At 71.1% G+C, this 16,635-nt stretch carries 13 protein-coding genes; 7 read left to right on the forward strand and 6 right to left on the reverse strand.

What is annotated here, in order from left to right:
* Positions 1–3: 3 nt before the first annotated feature.
* Genes HV824_RS02545 through HV824_RS02555 form a run of 3 tightly spaced genes read right to left on the reverse strand, consistent with a single transcriptional unit; the run spans position 4 to position 2,026 of the window.
* Entirely contained in the window at positions 4–1,071 is a 1,068-nt protein-coding gene (locus tag HV824_RS02545) for a lysylphosphatidylglycerol synthase transmembrane domain-containing protein (protein WP_176422579.1), read from the reverse strand.
* Positions 1,072–1,088: 17 nt separating this feature from the next.
* A complete protein-coding gene (locus HV824_RS02550; RefSeq protein ID WP_176422580.1) occupies positions 1,089–1,820 on the reverse strand; it encodes a tyrosine-protein phosphatase in 732 nt (243 codons plus the stop codon).
* Positions 1,817–2,026 carry a DNA gyrase inhibitor YacG gene (locus HV824_RS02555; protein ID WP_163780809.1) on the reverse strand — a complete coding sequence of 70 codons (210 nt, stop codon included), beginning with the start codon at positions 2,024–2,026 and terminating at the stop codon, positions 1,817–1,819. Before HV824_RS02555 ends, HV824_RS02550 begins: the two co-directional genes overlap by 4 nt.
* Positions 2,027–2,087: 61 nt before the next feature.
* On the opposite strand from HV824_RS02555, the gene HV824_RS02560 reads away from it, so the two are divergent.
* The 6 genes from HV824_RS02560 to HV824_RS02585 all read left to right on the forward strand — a co-directional run bounded on the left by HV824_RS02560 (position 2,088) and on the right by HV824_RS02585 (position 10,351).
* A complete protein-coding gene (locus HV824_RS02560; RefSeq protein ID WP_176415202.1) occupies positions 2,088–3,077 on the forward strand; it encodes an NAD(P)H-quinone oxidoreductase in 990 nt (329 codons plus the stop codon).
* 30 nt (positions 3,078–3,107) lie between these two features.
* Entirely contained in the window at positions 3,108–4,211 is a 1,104-nt protein-coding gene (locus HV824_RS02565; RefSeq protein ID WP_176422581.1) for an ankyrin repeat domain-containing protein, read from the forward strand.
* 44 nt (positions 4,212–4,255) lie between these two features.
* Positions 4,256–5,293, forward strand: a complete 1,038-nt coding sequence (locus HV824_RS02570; protein ID WP_176415204.1) for an agmatinase family protein — start codon at positions 4,256–4,258, stop codon at positions 5,291–5,293.
* A 139-nt stretch (positions 5,294–5,432) separates the two neighbouring features.
* Entirely contained in the window at positions 5,433–6,779 is a 1,347-nt protein-coding gene (locus HV824_RS02575) for a trypsin-like peptidase domain-containing protein (protein WP_176422582.1), read from the forward strand.
* Positions 6,780–6,847: 68 nt separating this feature from the next.
* A complete protein-coding gene (locus HV824_RS02580) occupies positions 6,848–9,007 on the forward strand; it encodes a PEGA domain-containing protein (RefSeq protein ID WP_176422583.1) in 2,160 nt (719 codons plus the stop codon).
* A gap of 84 nt (positions 9,008–9,091) precedes the next feature.
* Positions 9,092–10,351 carry a trans-acting enoyl reductase family protein gene (locus tag HV824_RS02585; RefSeq protein ID WP_176415207.1) on the forward strand — a complete coding sequence of 420 codons (1,260 nt, stop codon included), beginning with the start codon at positions 9,092–9,094 and terminating at the stop codon, positions 10,349–10,351.
* 28 nt (positions 10,352–10,379) lie between these two features.
* Here HV824_RS02585 and HV824_RS02590 read toward each other — a convergent pair whose 3' ends face one another.
* The gene (locus HV824_RS02590; RefSeq protein ID WP_176422584.1) at positions 10,380–11,675 is read right to left on the reverse strand and encodes a general secretion pathway protein GspE; all 1,296 of its coding nucleotides are present in this window, start codon (positions 11,673–11,675) and stop codon (positions 10,380–10,382) included.
* A 65-nt stretch (positions 11,676–11,740) separates the two neighbouring features.
* The gene (locus HV824_RS02595) at positions 11,741–12,127 is read right to left on the reverse strand and encodes a VOC family protein (RefSeq protein WP_176415209.1); all 387 of its coding nucleotides are present in this window, start codon (positions 12,125–12,127) and stop codon (positions 11,741–11,743) included.
* Positions 12,128–12,139: 12 nt separating this feature from the next.
* Here HV824_RS02595 and HV824_RS02600 point away from each other — a divergent pair, with 12 nt between their 5' ends.
* Positions 12,140–13,525: a DUF4388 domain-containing protein gene (locus HV824_RS02600; RefSeq protein ID WP_176415259.1), complete on the forward strand. Its 1,386-nt coding sequence runs from the start codon at positions 12,140–12,142 to the stop codon at positions 13,523–13,525.
* Positions 13,526–13,533: 8 nt separating this feature from the next.
* Here HV824_RS02600 and HV824_RS02605 read toward each other — a convergent pair whose 3' ends face one another.
* Positions 13,534–16,632, reverse strand: a complete 3,099-nt coding sequence (locus HV824_RS02605) for an MYXO-CTERM sorting domain-containing protein (protein WP_176415210.1) — start codon at positions 16,630–16,632, stop codon at positions 13,534–13,536.
* Positions 16,633–16,635 lie beyond the last annotated feature (3 nt).

The following is a 16,635-nucleotide window of genomic DNA, read 5'->3' on the forward strand; positions in this document are numbered from 1 at the left end:
GCGTCAGGCGGAGGGTGCCGCCGCCTCGCCTTCCTTGTCGTCCAGCTTGCCGGCGATGTCCTTGAACGACAGGTGGCCCATGGACAGCAAGATGAGGCCCAGGCCCACCTGCTGCACCGTCTGGCACAGCCACATGACGTTGGCGTAGGCCAGCCCGCTGGCGTTCACCGCGGCGGCCGGAAGGAAGAGGCTCAGGCCCACCTTCGTCGCCGCCTGGAAGGTGCCCATCATCCCCGGCGCCGCGGGAATCATCAGCCCCACCACCAGCACGCCCAGCACGACGTAGGCCTGGAAGAGCGTCAGGCCCATGGGCTCGCAGACGGTGCCGGGCGCCGCGCCCGAGCAGTCAAAGGCGTTGGCCAGCATGGACATGCCCGCGCCATTCACACCCCAGTACAGCGCCGTGTAGAGGAAGAAGAGCGCGACCTGTCGCCCCTTCGGCAGCTGCCGCATGGCGCCCACGAAGGTGTCGACGATGTCCGCCACCTTGTCCGCCACCTGCGGCGCCACCCGGCCCACCGTGGCGCGCACGAAGTTCACCGTGCGCTGCTGCTGCCAGAGGCCGAAGAGGAGGAACGCCAGGCCGCCGCCGAACACCGCGAACATCAGCCACGAGCCCAGCTTGACGTAGCGAATCTCCGGCGTCTCCGTGGGGACGAAGAAGAGCAGCGCGCGCAGCATCGCCGCCACGAAGAGGCCGTCCACGATGCGCTCCAGCACCACGGACGTCATGGCCGCGCTGCGGCGGATGCCACTGCGCTGCGCGATGAGGAAGGGCCGCGCGAACTCGCCCAGGCGGAAGGGCAGCACCAGCAGCATCATGAAGCCGATGCCGGAGGCCTCGTTCAGCTTGCGGAAAGGGACGTGCTCCAGGCCCGACAGGAGGCAGCCCCAGCGCAGGGTGCGGAAGACGTGGATGGCCAACAGGCAGCCGAAGTACGGCACCACCCACGCGTAGTTGGCCGACTTCAGGCTGGCCAGCTGCGTGGCCCAGTCCGTGTCCCGGAAGGCCCACCACATGAAGAGGAAGGTGACCAGGAGGCTGGCCAGGAGTTTGACGGCGCGTTTCACAGCGGCCGGGTATACCGTCAGTCCGGGTCGGACTCCAGTGACTCCCCGGCCAGCAGCGTCGCGGGATTGTCTCTCATGAGACGGGCGAAGGCCGCGTCCCCTGCCCTGCTCCGCAGCTCCGCCAGCGAGCGGCCCACCCAGTCCCGGGCCCCCACCGGCCCGTGCAGGTCCGTGGCGCCCACCGCGTAGAGCCCGTCATCCAGGAAGGCGCGGGCCAGCTTCTTCGCCGCGCCGCCGTAACGGCCGATGAGCGCCCCGACATCCAGTTGCAACAGCGCCCCAGCTCGCACGGCCTCCGCGGCGCGGCCCTTCCGCTCGAACTCCAGGCAGCGCTCGGGGTGCGCCAGCAGCGGCACCACGCCCTTGGTGCGGATGCGGAAGAGGATGTCCGGCAGCGCGGGGACGGGCGCGGTGTAGGGCAGCTCGACGAGCACGTAGCGGCCCGGGCCCAGCTTGCGGGCCTGCGGCGTGTTGAGGCCGCGCAGGAAGGCGTCGTCGAGCACGTTCTCCGCGTTGCGCCCCAACGTCAGGGGGATGCGCTCGCGCTCCAGGGCCTCCGCCAGCTCCGCGCGGCGCGCGTCCACCACCTCCACGGGGGCGTATTCGGGGCGCGCATGCGGACTGGGTGCGGCGGTGGAGAAGCCGAGGTCGACCAGCGCGCGCGCCATCTCCAGCGCGTCTTCCAGCGTGCGTGCCCCGTCATCCACTCCGGGCAGCAGGTGGCAGTGCAGGTCGACGAAGCCGCTCATGCGTCGCCGCGCTGGCGCTCCGGGTGGCTGTCGGCGGGCAGCTCGTCCTCCTGCTCATCCGCCTGCCGGTCGGGGACGCGGTACTCCTCGCCCAGCCACCGGCCGAGGTCCACGGCGCGGCAGCGCTTGGAGCAGAAGGGAAAACCAGCGTTCTCCCCGCGCGGGGGAACGGGCTTCTGGCAGATGGGACACGTCAGGGTGCTCATGATGGACGGTGTTCTAGATAAGCGTTGACGCTCTCGCGAGCCAGGATGTTTCGTGCCCACCATGAAGGTCCTTCGCATCACCCGCCCCGGGGGCCCCGAGGTCCTCGCCGAGGAAGAGCGTCCCGAGCCCGTCCCAGGCCCGGGGGAGATTCTGGTCCGCGTGCGGGCCTCCGCGCTCAACCGGGCGGACCTCCTGCAGCTTCGTGGTCACTACCCTGCCCCGCCGGACGTGGCGCCGGACATTCCCGGCCTGGAGTACGCGGGCGAGGTGGTGGCCGTGGGCCCGCGCGCACGGCGCTTCCAGCCCGGCGACCGCGTCATGGGGCTGGTGGGAGGGGGCGCGTGGTCGGAGCTGCTCGTCACGCACGAGCGCGAGGCGCTGCCCATCCCCGACGGCATGGACTTCGCCGACGCGGCGGCCATCCCGGAGGCGTACCTCACCGCGTTCGACGCGCTGGTGCTCCAGGGCGAGCTCAAGCCCGGTGAGACGGTGCTCGTCCACGCGGTGGCCAGTGGCGTGGGCTCGGCGGCGGCGCTCATCTGCCAGGCCATGGGCGCGCGCGTGGTGGGCACGGGCCGCAACGCGGCGAAGCTGGCCCGCGCGGCCGACTGGGGCGTGGCGCGCACGGTGCTGTGTGACAGCAAGCCGCCGCGCTTCGCGGACGCGGTGCGCGAGGAGACGGGTGGCCGGGGCGCGGACCTGTGCCTGGACCTGGTGGGCGGCGACTACGTGCCGGAGACGCTGAAGGCCCTGGCGCCCCGGGGGCGGCTGATGCTGGTGGGGCTGGTGGCGGGCGCGGCCACCGAAGTGAACCTGGGCACGGTGTTGACGAAGCGCCTGCGCGTCACCGGCACCGTGCTGCGCAGCCGTGCACTTGAAGAGAAGATGGCGCTGGCGCAGAGCGCGGAGCGGCACCTGTTGCCGCTGCTCCGCTCGGGGGCGCTGCGGCCCGTGGTCGACGCGGTGGTGCCGCGCGCGGACATCCGGCAGGCGCTGGAGCGCATGGCCGACAATGACTCGGTGGGCAAGCTGGTGGTGCGGTGGGCGTGAGCCGCATCGCGAACCGAAGGAACGGACTCGATGACAGAGCAGCAGCGGGAGCTCGAAGACCTCATCCGGCAGATTGACGACCTCCACTACATCCAGACCTATCACCGGGTCGAAAAGCCAGAGGCCGAGTACCAGCAGAGCCTGGCCAAGGCGGAGCACAAGAACGCCGAGGTGGTGGCTCGAATCCGGGCGCTGCTCGCCAGCGGCGTCAGCCTGGACTTCAAGACCCTCAATGGCCACTCGCCGATGATGATCGCCGTCCCCCAGAACAACGTCGACGTCATCCAGGTGCTCATGGAGTACGGCGCCGACATCCGGGCGAGTTCGGGCTACGAGTTCCCGATACACCGCGCCGCGGAGTTCGGCGCCGACCGCGTCGTGCGGTTCTTCATCGAGCAGGGCATCGACCCTCGCCTGAAGACGGAGGGTGGCAGGTCCGTGCTCTCCGCCGCACGCGCCTCGCGGCACAGCAAGAACGTGGTCCCGTTGCTCGTGGAGTACCTGAAGAAGTCGAAGGACCAGCGAGGCCCCCCGCCCAAGAAGGCGAAGGAGCTCTCCGAGGAGCGCGTCACCCATTACCTGTCAGGGGATGCGCCCGCGGGGGTCAGCCCTCGAACGTGGGAGCAGCTCCGCGCGTTCATGGAGAGCGTCTTCGTCGAGGAGCACTCGGTCACCATCGACCAGCTCTACGCGGGCATCGCGGAGCACGGCAACACGAACGCCCCGCTCGTCTTCGCCACCATCGACCTCATCCAGCACGTCTCCACGCGGGCCCCCGCGAGCAAGACGCTCAAGAAGGTGTCCAGGAACCCCTTCGTCCACCACGGTGACCTGGTGGTGGAGGGCCCCCTGAAGGTGCTGTCGCTCCTGGTGACGGGGAGTCTGCTGGTGAAGGGCAAGGCGTCCAACGTTCAGGGATGCCAGCTCTTCGTGGGCGGCGACTTCGAGTGCGACACCTTCCAGACCGAGGGCCCCGTCATCATCGGAGGCAACCTCAAGGCCTCGGTCGTGGACGCCTACTACAACGACTACAGCCTGGACGTCCGGGGCGTGCTGACGGCGGACCGGCTGGTGATTGAGAAACATCAGGTGCTGGCCGGGCGTTTCGACGTCAAGGAACGCATCGAGAAGTAACAGACCATTGCGCCCCTGAACCGGGCCCTTATCCTGCGCCGCCCATGGCTACCCACTTCGACCCCAGCGCCGCCGCCCAGCCGGACTCCGGCGTGTTCGGACTCCCCCACTCCCCGGAAGAGGCGCACGTCGTCCTCATCCCCGTCCCCTTCGAGGCCACCACCAGCTACGGCGGCGGCACGTCCGAGGGGCCGGCCGCTGTCCTGGACGCCAGCCGACAGGTCGACCTCTTCGACGTGGAGACGGGCCGCCCCTATGAGCGTGGCATCGCCATGCTCCCCGAACCCCAGGAACTGCGCGACTGGAACACCCAAGCCAAGGAGCGCGCCCAGGTCGTCATCGAGGCCGGTGGCATCCACTCCGGCGAGGCCGCGCTGCTCCAGGCCGCGCAGGACGTGAATGTCCTCTGCGACCAGATGAACGAGCACGTCTACCGCACCACGAAGCACTGGTTGGAGCAAGGCAAGCGCGTGGCCGCGGTGGGCGGTGACCACTCCATCTCCTACGGCATCATCCGCGCGCACGCGGAGAAGTACCCGGGCCTGGGCGTGCTGCACCTGGACGCGCACGCCGACCTGCGCGTGGCCTACGAGGGCTTCACCTGGTCCCACGCGTCCATCATGTACAACGTCGCGGAGCGCATCCCCGGCGTGAAGACGCTGGTGCAGGTGGGCCTGCGCGACATGAGCGCGGAGGAGCACCAGTACATCGCGGACTCCAACGGCCGCGTGCACGGCTTCTTCGACGCCGCGCTCCAGAACAAGCGCTTCGACGGCGTGCCCTGGAACCGGCAGGTGGATGAGATGGTCGCCCTGCTCCCGAAGCAGGTCTACCTGTCCTTCGACATCGACGGGCTGGACCCCGTGCTCTGCCCCCACACGGGCACCCCGGTACCGGGCGGCCTGTCCTTCCCCGAGGCCGTGGCCCTCATCGCCGGCGTGGTCCGCTCCGGGCGCACCATCGTGGGCTTCGACCTCACCGAGGTGGCCCCCGACCCCGAGGGCGGCGAGTGGGACGGCAACGTCGGCGCCCGCCTGCTGTACAAGATGATTGGCTGGATGCTGAAGTCGCAGCAGGCCTGACGTCTCGTGACTCGAGGCGCCCCTCCACGACTTGACTGAGGACCTCCAACCCCGCCGGCGCATCGTCCGCGACCAGGACGAGGATGACCGGCGTGGTTTATGAAGCGTGAGACACTGCGGCGATGCACGGAGGGTTGGAATGAAGCACGCAGTCATGAGGTGGAGCCTGCTGGTGGTGGCCCTGTTGACCTCGGACACGGCGAGCGCGGACCTGGCGCGGCGGCGTGACGCCATCGTCGAGGTCGTGCAAAAGGTCTCCCCCGCGGTCGTCTACATCGGCACCGAGCAGGAGGTGGAGTCGCGCTTCCGCGGACGCCGCTCCCCGCTGGAGGAGTTCTTCGGTGGCATGGGCACGGAGCCGGAGCGCCAGAGAATCTCTGGCCTGGGCAGCGGCGCCATCATCGACCCCAGCGGCATCATCGTCACCAATGACCACGTCATCCGGGGCGCCTCCGCCATCCACGTCATCCTGGCGGATGGACGCTCGTTCGACGCGGAGGTCATCGGCAGCGACGCGGCGAACGACCTGGCGGTGCTCAAGGTCAACGCCAAGGAGGCCCTGCCCATCGCGAAGCTGGGCACCAGCTCCGACCTGATGATTGGCGAGACGGTGGTCGCCATCGGCAGCCCGTTCGGCCTCAGCAAGACGGTCACCGCGGGCGTCGTCTCCGCAGTGGGCCGCACCTTCCGCGCCGACAACCGCGTCTACAACGACTTCGTGCAGACGGACGCCGCCATCAACCCGGGCAACTCGGGCGGCCCGCTGCTCAACGTGGACGGGGAGATCATCGGCATCAACACCGCCATCTTCGGCGGCGGCGCGCAGGGCATCGGCTTCGCGATTCCGGCCGACAAGGTGCGCCGCATCGTCGACGAGCTGACCCGCTTCGGAAAGGTGCGCCCGGCGTGGGTGGGCATCGATACGGCGGACCTGCCTCCCCGCGTCGCCCGGCAGCTCGGGTGGGACCGGGCCTATGGCGCGCTGGTGACGGCGGTAGAGGCCGGAAGCCCCGCCGCCGAGGCGGGCGTGAAGCGAGGGGACGTGGTGGCGGAGCTGGGCGGCTCGCGCATCCAGGACGCCGAGGACTTCGACACCCGCGTGCGCGGCTACCCCGCCCGCTCCGCCTTCCCGGTGGTGCTCTTCCGCGAAGGCGGCCTGCGCACCGTCCAGGTGATGCCGGTGGAGTTCCCCGCTCGCATGGTCGAGGGGCTGGCGTGGGAGCGGCTGGGACTCCGCGTGAAGCAGCTTCGCGGCGGGCTGGCCGTGTCCAGCGTGCGTCAGGGCTCGGCGGCGGCGGACATCGGGCTGGAGCCCGGGGACATCCTCCTCCGAGTGAACAACCAGCCCGTGACGACGCAGGACGCCTTCCGGGAGGCCCTGCTCACCGCGCGACGGGGACGTAGCGTGCTGTTGCTCGTGCGACGCGGACGCTACGGCTACCACGTGACGCTGCCCTTCGAGCAGGAAGCAGGCTACCGGCTGTAGCTGCCGAGCAGGGGCGATGGGCTCCCCGTATTTCAGGACCCACGTGACTCGCACTAACATGCGGAGTCATGAGTTCCGTCCGTTACCAGTCCCTCGGTCCCCTGCTGGCCGGGGAAGGCTCACGCGCCTTCCTCGGACTCGCCCTGGAGGACGGCGCATCTCCCCGTCCCGTGGTGCTCATCTGGGCGCCGCAAGATGTCGTGCAGAACCCCGAGCTGAAGGCGACCCTGCGTCGCGAGACGGCTCGCGCGCTCGTCTTCGAGCATCCGCACATCCTCCGTGTCTACGCCCTGGCCGAGCAGGATGGCGGACTGGCCCGCGTCACCGAGTTCGCGGACGGCGAGCCCCTGCGTCGTCTGCTGGAGGCCCACCCTCGCCTGCCGCCGCACTTCGCGGCGCTCGTCGTGGCGGATGCCGCCGTGGGCCTGCACTACGCGCACGTCGCCGGCAATGACGACGGCACGCCCTTCGTGCACGGTGATGTCCGGCCCGAGACGCTGATGATCTCCTTCGGCGGGCTGACGAAGGTGACGGGTTATGGCGCGCTCGGCGTGGCCCCGCGTGAGCGCGGTGGCAAGCGCGTGAAGAACCGGCGCATGTACAGCGCGCCCGAGCAGCTCCTCGGTGGACGCGAGGCGGTCAACGTCCAGTCGGATGTGTTCCTCCTGGGGCTCGTGCTGCACGAGTGCCTCTCCGGGAAGATTCCCTTCAAGGACGCGGCGGACCCGGACAAGGCCGTGCTGACGCGGTCGCTGCCGCCCATGGCGCAGGACGTGCCGCTGAAGCTGGACGCGGTGCTGCGCCGGGCGACGGCGAAGCGGGCGAAGGAGCGGTACCCGACGGCGCTTGCGTTCCGCGAGGCCGTGGTCGAGGCCGTCGGCACCCTGCCCACGCATGCGGAGTTCTCGGAGTTCATGTCGAAGTACTTCCCGCCCGAGAGCGAGGCTCGCGCGGCGCGGCGGCGGGTGATTGAAGCGGGCATCGCGGAGGTGATGCAGAAGGCCGGCATCGCTCCGCCCGCCGTGGCCGAGTTCCTCGCGCGCGGCGCCCTGCCCCCGGGCCTGATGCCCGCGAAGTGGCCGGAGCTGCCGGGACAGTTGCTGGCTTCGGGCGCGTCCGAGGGTTCGGGTGCACAGGCTGGAAGTGGCTCGGCGGCCGGTGTCACCGCGCAGGCCGCCTCGGCGGTGGGCGGCACTGGGGACCACGCGCAGGCTGGCGCGGGCGGACAGGGTCAGGCTGGCGCACAGACTCAGTCCGGCGCGGGCTCACAGCCGAACGCAGGCGCACAGACTCAGTCCGGCGCGGGCTCACAGCCGAACACAGGCGCACAGACTCAGTCCGGCTCGGGCGCGCAGGTGCCGGCAAGCGCGCAGGCGCAGCCCGGTGCGGGCGCACAGGCGCACTCCGGCGCGGGGGGCCCGTCGCAGGCTGGCGCGGGCGCGCAGGCGCAGCCCGGTGCGGGCGCGCAGGCGCACTCCGGCGCGGGTGGCCCGTCGCAGGCTGGCGCGGGCGAACAGCGTCACTCCGGCGCGGGCGCACAGGCGCAGTCCGACACAGGGACTCACGTCAGCGCCGGAGCCGCTGTTCCCACCGGCCCGGCGGGCACGGGAGCCCCCGCGCAGAAGTCGTCGCGCACCTGGATGGCCTTCGTGGGCATCGGGCTTGCGCTCACGGTGGGCGCGGCGGCCGTCGTGCTCAACCGGCTGCCCTCCAACATCGAGGCCAAGCTCGAGGACGCGGGCGTCACCGACGCCCTGCTCGTGGACGCGGGTGTGACGCTGGATGCGGGCCCCGTGGACGCCGGCATCCCCATGGGCACGCTGGACGTCACCGTGGACCCGCGCGTGGAGGTCTCCATTCCTGGCCAGTACCTGGGCCGCACGCCCGTCTCCGCGGCCGTGCCCGCGGGCCGTCACGTCCTGACGCTCAGCAACCCGGTGCTCGGTATCCAGACGACACGGGTCATCACCGTGCCGGCGGGTGGCCGCTCCTCGCAGCAGATCTTCCTCAACAAGGGCTTCGTGAACGTGCGCGCCCCCGAGGGCGCCATCGTCACGGTGGACGGCCGCCTCATCGGCGCGGCGCCCATCGAGGAGCTGGACCTGTACGAAGGCACACACCAGCTCCTCGTCATCGTGACCGGCTCCCGTTGGCAGAAGACGTTCAAGGTGGAGCCTGGCCAGCGCGTCAGCTTCGACGTCAACTTCGAGCAGCCCGAAGAGGAGTGACCGGGGTGGCAAGCTCCGCGGCGTGAACATTGGCTTCACGCCGCGGTTGCGGTGCCCACCGGGCGCGACCAGACTCCCGCGCCCATGAACACCTCCGCCACGGAGTTCGACGTCATCGTCTGGGGCGCCACCGGCTTCACCGGACGCCTGGTCGCCGAATATCTCGCCAGGACCCAGGACAGCCACCGCGCGCGGTGGGCCCTCGCGGGACGCGACCTCGGCAAGCTGGAGCAGGTCCGGCAGGGGCTGGCGGCGATTGCGCCCACCTTCGCGGAGCTTCCGCTGCTCATCGCGGATGCGCGCGACACCGCGTCACTGGATGCCCTGGTTCCCCGAACCCGCGTGGTCTGCACCACCGTGGGCCCCTATGCACGCTACGGCGGCGAGCTCGTCGCCGCGTGTGTCCGGGCCGGCGTCAGCTACTGCGACCTGACGGGTGAAGTGCAGTGGATGCGGCGGATGATTGACGCCCACCACGAACAGGCCCGGCAGCGCGGCGCACGCATCGTCCACACCTGTGGCTTCGACTCGATTCCGTCGGACCTGGGCGTATTGATGATGCAGGAGCACATGCGGGAGCGCCACGGCGGGCACCTGGACGCCGTCCGCCTCTACATGGGCCCCATGCGGGGCGGCGCCAGCGGCGGCACGGCGGCCAGCATGGTGCAGGCGATGGAGGAAGCCACGACGGACCGCTCGGTGCGGAAGATCATGGCCCACCCGCATGCGCTGGACCCCGTCCCAGGCCCCTTTCGGCCCGAGTCCAAGGACGCGCTGGGCCTCCACTACAGCCAGGAGCTGGGCCAGTGGACGGGCCCGTTCTTCATGGCGACGGTGAATACACGCGTCGTCCGGCGCAGCAACGCGCTGCTCGGGCACCCGTGGGGAGAGCACTTCCGGTACGCGGAGGTCGCCAGCTACGGCGCCGGGCCCAAGGGCCTGCTACGCGCCACGAGCGTCACCGCGGGCCTGGGAGGCCTCGTCGCCGCGATGCAGGTGAAGCCCCTGCGCGCGCTGCTGGAGAAGAAGGTCCTCCCCGCGCCGGGTGAAGGCCCGTCCCCAGAGGCCCGGGAGAAGGGCTTCTTCGTCGCGCAGCTTCGCGGCGAAGGCACCTCGCCTCGCACCGGCGAGCAGGTGCGGCTGACGGGCAAGGTGGCGGCGCGGGGAGACCCAGGCTACGCGGCCACGTCGCGGATGCTCGCCGAGTCCGCGCTGTGCCTCGCCTTCGACGACACGCCGGCCATGGGCGGCGTGCTCACGCCGGCCTCCGCCATGGGCATGCGGCTGGTGGAGCGCCTGCGCCGCGCGGGCATGACGTTCCAGGTGGAGGAGCTGCCCACCTGAAGCCACTCCGCGACGAGCGCGTGACGTCCTACGCGCTCTTGCGGCGCCGCATCATCGCCTCGTACGAGCGGCCCACGCTCTGCGAGAGGATGAGCAGCTCGCCCACGTCTGGCGGAGTGAGCTGGTCCGGGCCGTTGTCCACGTAGAGCAGGTGCACGACCTTGCCGCGCACCAGCAGCGGGAGGATGACGGCCGTCTTCGGGAACCCGTGCCCCAGCAGCTTGTAGAACACGCCCATGGCCGCGTCGCGGCGGACGGGCCCGATGTAGTGCGAGCGCGTGTCCCGCACGAGCCGGAAGGTGCTCTGCTCCCGCAGCGGCACGCCGATGCGACGCACCACCGCGTCGCGGACGCCCATCCCCATGCCATGCCAGCCCGTCACGAGGCTGCCCTGCACCGACAGCAGCAGGTTCCGCTTCCACTTGCCCAGCGCGAAGCGCAGCACCGTGCGCGCCACGTCCTCGCGGTCCGAGCTGCGCGCCAGCTCCGCCTGCGCCTCCGCGAAGGTCAGCGGCGTCGGCGGCGGCTCCGGTGCGCGCGGCACCTGCACGGGCGGCGGCGGCGCCCCCAGCTCGGGCGACACGGGCGGCTGAACCCTCTGCGGCGGAACGACGATGGCCTGCGGTGGCGGAGCCACGGGCACCTGCGGATGGACAGTCGCCGGCGGAGGCACGGGGGCCACCGGCTCGGGCGCGGCCTCCAGCACCTCCACGCCGGTGATGATCTCCTCCTCGCCCATGTCCCCTTCGTAGTCGGCGCCACCGCGCAGGGCGGAGGCGTAGACGGACTGGAACTCCTCCTCGCTCATCAAGTCCGCCGGCGTCTCCGCGGCCTTGGCCAGCTCCGCCCGCGCGCCCGGCGCGGGCCGGGGCCGCACCGCGTTCATGTCGATGGCGCGAAGCGGCCGGAACGCCTTGCAGTAGCGGCGCAGCAGCTGGTTCATCCGGAACTCGGGGATGACCACCGGCACCACGCGCTTGCCCGTCTTGAAGGCAATCCCGTCCAGCGTCGCGAAGTCATGTGGGTTCACGACGGCGACGCTCACCCGCGTCGCGTCCACCCGCATGGGCAGGTACTCCTTGTCGTCCGCGTGGTTCGAGGAGACCAGCTCCATCGCCTTGGGGTCCGGAACCATCTCCCCGGACGCGAACGCGCTGTTGTGGACCTTGCCCAGCGTCTTCGCCAGGTCCACCTCCGACAGCAGCCCCAGCTCCACCAGGTTCGTTCCCAGCCGCCCGCCATGCACCACCTGGGCCTCGAGCGCTTCTTCGAGTCCCTCGGCGGTGACGAGACCATCCTTCAGGAGCTGTTCACCCAGGCGCATGGGGCCGCTTGTAGCCGTGCCCCGTCCCGCTCCGCAAGCACACCCGCACCCGTGGGACGGTGCGTTTAATCCTCCGGGTGATGGCTGAGCGCCACGCGGTTGCCCTCGGGGTCCCGGACGTACACCGACCACCGCGTCTCGTGCTCCAGCGGCACGCCCGCGCGGGCGAAGGTGTCCACCACCCCCGCCCGGGCGACCTTCGGAATCCGGAACGCCAGCAGCAGGAGGCCCGGCGCCTCGTGGCGGAACGGCGTGGAGACGGGCTCGCCGCCCGCCGCCTCGATGGCCAGGAAGCCTCCCCCGGGGACGCCCACCCAGATGCTCCGCAGGGAGCCGTCCGGACGGAGATGACGGGTCAACTCCGGAAAGCCCAGCAGGTCTCTGTAGAAGCCGGTGACGCGCTCGATGTCCCGCGCCTGGATGGCCACGTGGTGGAAGCCCTGAACGTCCATGGCGCGGATGCTATGGTCTGCGCGCCCATGGCGCGACTGCTCATCGTCGAAGACAATCACGAGCTGGCCTCCCTCATCGTCGCCCTGGCGCAAAGCCGGGGACATGACGCGACGGCCGCGGCCACCGGCGAGGCCGCGCTGGAGGCGCTCGGCCCCGGACAGCCCTGGGACGCGGCCCTGGTGGACCTGCTGCTCCCGGACATCCGGGGCAGCGAGGTGCTGGGCGCGCTGCGGGCCCATGGCATCCCCGCCATCGCCGTCAGCGGGGTGTACAAAGGGGACCGCTTCGCCCAGGAGGCCGTGCAGGTCCACGGCGCCCGGACCTTCTTCGAGAAGCCGTTCGAGCTCATCACCGTCATGGAGGCCCTGGAGCAGGCCGGTGGCGTTGCACCTCAACCCCGCGCTCCCCCGCCCATCGCGGAGAGCGTGCTGCTGGACGAGCTGCTCGATGCCGAGGACCTCATCGTGCTGGAAGAGCTCCCCCCCGAGTCCGGCGACACCGCCGAGCCCCTGCAGGTCGTCCCCAGTACGGACCCTTTGCCAGAGCCCGCGGACGCGGAGCACGCCCTGCCCCTGCCCTTCGGCCGGCGCCAGCAGGTGTGGAGTGAGACCGCCACGCCCTCGACGCCGCCGCCCAGGCGCGCGCTGCCCGAATGGTCCCTGGGCGGCGTGCTGGGGGACACCACCGTCGCGCGGCTGCTCAACGCCTATTACGAGGCCCGCCACCACGGCGAGCTGAAGCTTCAACAGGGCCAGGTGCTCAAGGTCGTCTACTTCGAGTCCGGCCGCGTCGTGTACGCCGCGTCCAACCTCGCCGCTGAGCGCTTCGGCCGCTTCTGCCTCCGCCAGGGCGTGCTGCCCGAGGCCCGGCTCGCCGAGGTCACCGCCTACGCGAAGGAGCACGGCCTGCGCACCGGCGAGGCCATGCTGCGCCTGGGCCTGATGGACGCGGCCCAGCGAAAGCAACTGCTGGTGGAGCAGGTGAAGGAAATCATCTGGTCCACCTTCACGTGGAAGGAAGGCGGCTACGGCTTCAGCGCCATGCGCCCTCGCCGCACGGACCTGGTGAAGCTGTCCGTCTTCCCCGGGGATTTGGTGCTGGAGGGCGTGGCGAAGACGGAGACGCTGGTGACGCTGCGTCAGCACCTGCCGCGCTCGCGCCGGCTGTTCCCCACCGCCGATGCGCCCTACGGCCTGCACGAGCTGAAGCTCGAAGGGGCCCAGGCCCTGGTGCTGGCGTATGCGGACGGAAGCAAGACGGTGGAGGACCTGCTCGCCCTCACGGATCTGCCGGAGCGGCAGACGCTGGCCACGCTGCGGGGCCTGGAGCTCCTGGGGGTGCTGGAGGAGCGGCCCGACACGCCGAGCCGCCGTCACCGCATCACCTTCGGGCTGTAGCCGCCGCCCTACTTCCGGCGGCGCAGCACCCGTGCCAGCGCCGCCAGCCCGAAGACGGCCGCCCCCGAGCCACCGCCCGAGCAGCCGCATCCCGACGTCGGAGGCGGCGCCGCGGCATCTCCCGAAACGGGCACGCCGTTGAGGGTCATCTGCCCGCCCAGCCGCGGCGTGGACAGCAGCGGCGAGCGGCCCACGTACGTCAGCGTCCGCGTGCCCTGCGCGAGCAGCCGGAGGTCCTCCACCCGGAAGCCACCGTCCACCGCCTGCGCCTCCACCGCGACGCCGTCCAGCTTCACGCTGCCGGGCACCCACTCCAGCCCGTCCACCTGCTCCAGGTAGCGGAGGCCGCCGACCTCGCACTCGGAGGTGTTGCGCAGCTCCACCACCACGCCCACCAGCCCCTTCTCCGACGCCGTGGGGGACTCCATCGTGTGACGCACGTCCACGAACCGCTCGGAGGTAATCGGCAGCACGTAGTCCGTGGTCGCCGTGTTGCTCCCGCCCGCGTCAGCCAGGACGCGCAGGGTGATGGCCTGGCCCACCAGCGCCTCCAGCCCTGTCTCCTGCGTGCTCACCGTGACGCGCGGGCCCGCCAGGGAGACCTCCGACAGCGCGGGCCCCGCCACCTGTGACCAGGAGATGGCCACGTCGCCGCAGGCATCGGCCGGAATCGTCTGCGTCAGCGTGGCGCTCGCGCCTTCGCCGCAGCGTGCCACCAGCGCCCCGGCCTCGAGCGCTCCCAGCCGCGCCGGCAGGGGCTGATTGGGCACCTCCGCCTGGGCACGGCCGCCCTCGCGCACCGGCCCCTCACCGTCGTCGAAGAGCTCACCGCGCACGCGGTAGGCCTCGACGGTGCAGGAGCGCGGGAGCGTGGGGCGCCACGTCCCGGGCACCGGCACCACCGCCGAGTCCAGGGCCTCACCGCTCAGCGTCTCCAGGAACATCCGCGCCTTCAGCGTGCGCGCGTCCACGCAGTTCAGCGACGTGTCCAGGGAGATGTCCACGTGCCCGTCGCCCGACGGCACCACGCCCAGCTCCAGGCTGCCCGTGGCCACGTCCTCCAGGGAGGGCTCCACCCGGACGCGGAGCTCGGCGTCAGCGCTGTCTTGCGTGCCACCGCCGGTGACGGGAATCCGATTCCTGGCGGTGAGGGACAGCGTCCCGTGCGCGCACTCCGCGGCCTCGACGCGCAGGCGCTCGCTCGACACCGGCGCGTCCAGCGTGACGGCCGCGTCATCCGCGGTCCTCACGGTGACACCTTCGGGGATGCCCGAACCGGAAGCGCTCAGGCGCCACTCCGTGGCCACGGCCGGCAAGCCGGGCGTCCCCACGCAGGTGTGCAGCGCATCCGGGGCTACGTCCACGCTGGCGCCTGGGCCCGACGTGAGCGTCCGCTCCCAGCCCGGAGCGAAGGGCACCAGCGGCCGGCCCCATGGCGCGACGTCCACGGTGAAGATGGCCATGGCGCTGGACGTCACGCCGCCTTCGTCCACGCCACGGACCTCGTAGGTGTAGCTGGCCCCCGACGCCTCGCACAGCACGTCTGGCGGCGTGAAGGTCGCCTGGACCTGGGCGCCGCTATCCGTGGAGAGCGGCGGTGCGCCCGACTGGCCGGAGACGGGAGCCCAGACATAGCGCACCGCCGGACACGCCTCCGTCGCCGGCTGCGCGGTGAACACCCGCGACGCGCCCGACGCGGTCGTCGACGCTCGCAGGGGCGACACCGTGGGCCGCGCGGGCCCCAGGGTGTTCACCACCCGGAAGGCCACGGTGGAATGCACGTCGTGGGACGCGAGCCCGTCCGAGGCGTAGACGTGCAGGAGTCCCTCTTCGTCCTTGCAGACGGGCCGCTGCGGGACGAGCGTCACGTCGAGCTGGTCAGGACGCTCGACGATGTTGACGCCAATCAGGTCCGCGCCTGGCGCTGACGCGGTATCCACCGACACCCGCACCGCGTCGAAGTCGGCGTCGGTGGCGGTGAACCGGGCCGTCGCCGTCCCTGTCTCATTCACCACGATGGGCGCTGGCCCCACGTCCAGCACGGGCGCGTGGGCGTTGACGTACGTCACGACGTTGAAGCCCGGCTGGTCCAGGATGAACAGGCAGAACGAAGAGCCGACGCACGACACCTCCAGCGGCGTCGCCTGGGAAGCGCCTGGAAGCGCCGAGCCCTCGAAGGCCGGGTGGAACCGCCACTGCGTCCCCGCGTTGTCCGCGCTGCTGGCGGGCACGGCGCCCAGCACCACCGGCTCCCCGTTGGTCCCCACGCCCACCGCGAGGCCGAAGCCCTCGCCATGGACGCTGCCATTGCCCGTGTTCACGTCCACCGAGGTGATGCTGACGGGCATGCTGTCGGGCAACAGCACGGTGGAGAAGGTCGTCCCGGCCGGGTCCAGCGGTCCCCGGAACAGACCGTCTGAATTGCCGAACAGCGCGATGGGATGTGGGCCGCTTCCGCCGAAGAGGTCCACCGTGCGCGGGGACTGACTGGTCAAGAGCGGCGGAACGACCAGCTCCGCCTGACGCCTGTCCCCCGTGTACCAGAGGAGCTCCGTCCGGGAGACACCGGTGACACTGAAGAGGGCGTGGGGCACGCCATCCGACGTCTCCGTCACGCCCAGCACGTCCGTGGAGGACAGGAGGCCCGCGTCGACGCTCAGCAGCGTCCAGGGCGTGGGCCCCTCGAGGCCCGCTGACGCCGTCAGCAGGGCGAGCCCACCGTCGGAGAGGGCCACCGAGGCATAGCCCGCACCGGACAAGGTGTGCTTCACCCGCCGGATGCCCACCACGGTGTTCACCGGGTCCGGGGGGATGATGTTGCCGGCCGCACGGCAGTTCTGGTGACTGATGATGTCACCGGGGCGCACGACGGCGGCGAAGCAGCCCGCCGGAGACAGGAAGGTGCCGAAGACGTCGCTGTGCAGGAAGACGACGGACTGGATGCCGTCCTCGTACAGCTCCGCCTGCGTCGAGGTGCTCACCGCGTACACGCCCGGCGCGAAGACATCCACCGTGCGGGCGATGCCCGGCACCTCTGTCACGTCCCACTCGGCGCGTGCCGCGGTGGCCACACCCAGGCAGAGGCTGAAGATGACGAGGGAACGCACGGC

The organism is Myxococcus sp. AM009, assembly GCF_013372605.1.
Classification (GTDB): domain Bacteria; phylum Myxococcota; class Myxococcia; order Myxococcales; family Myxococcaceae; genus Myxococcus; species Myxococcus vastator.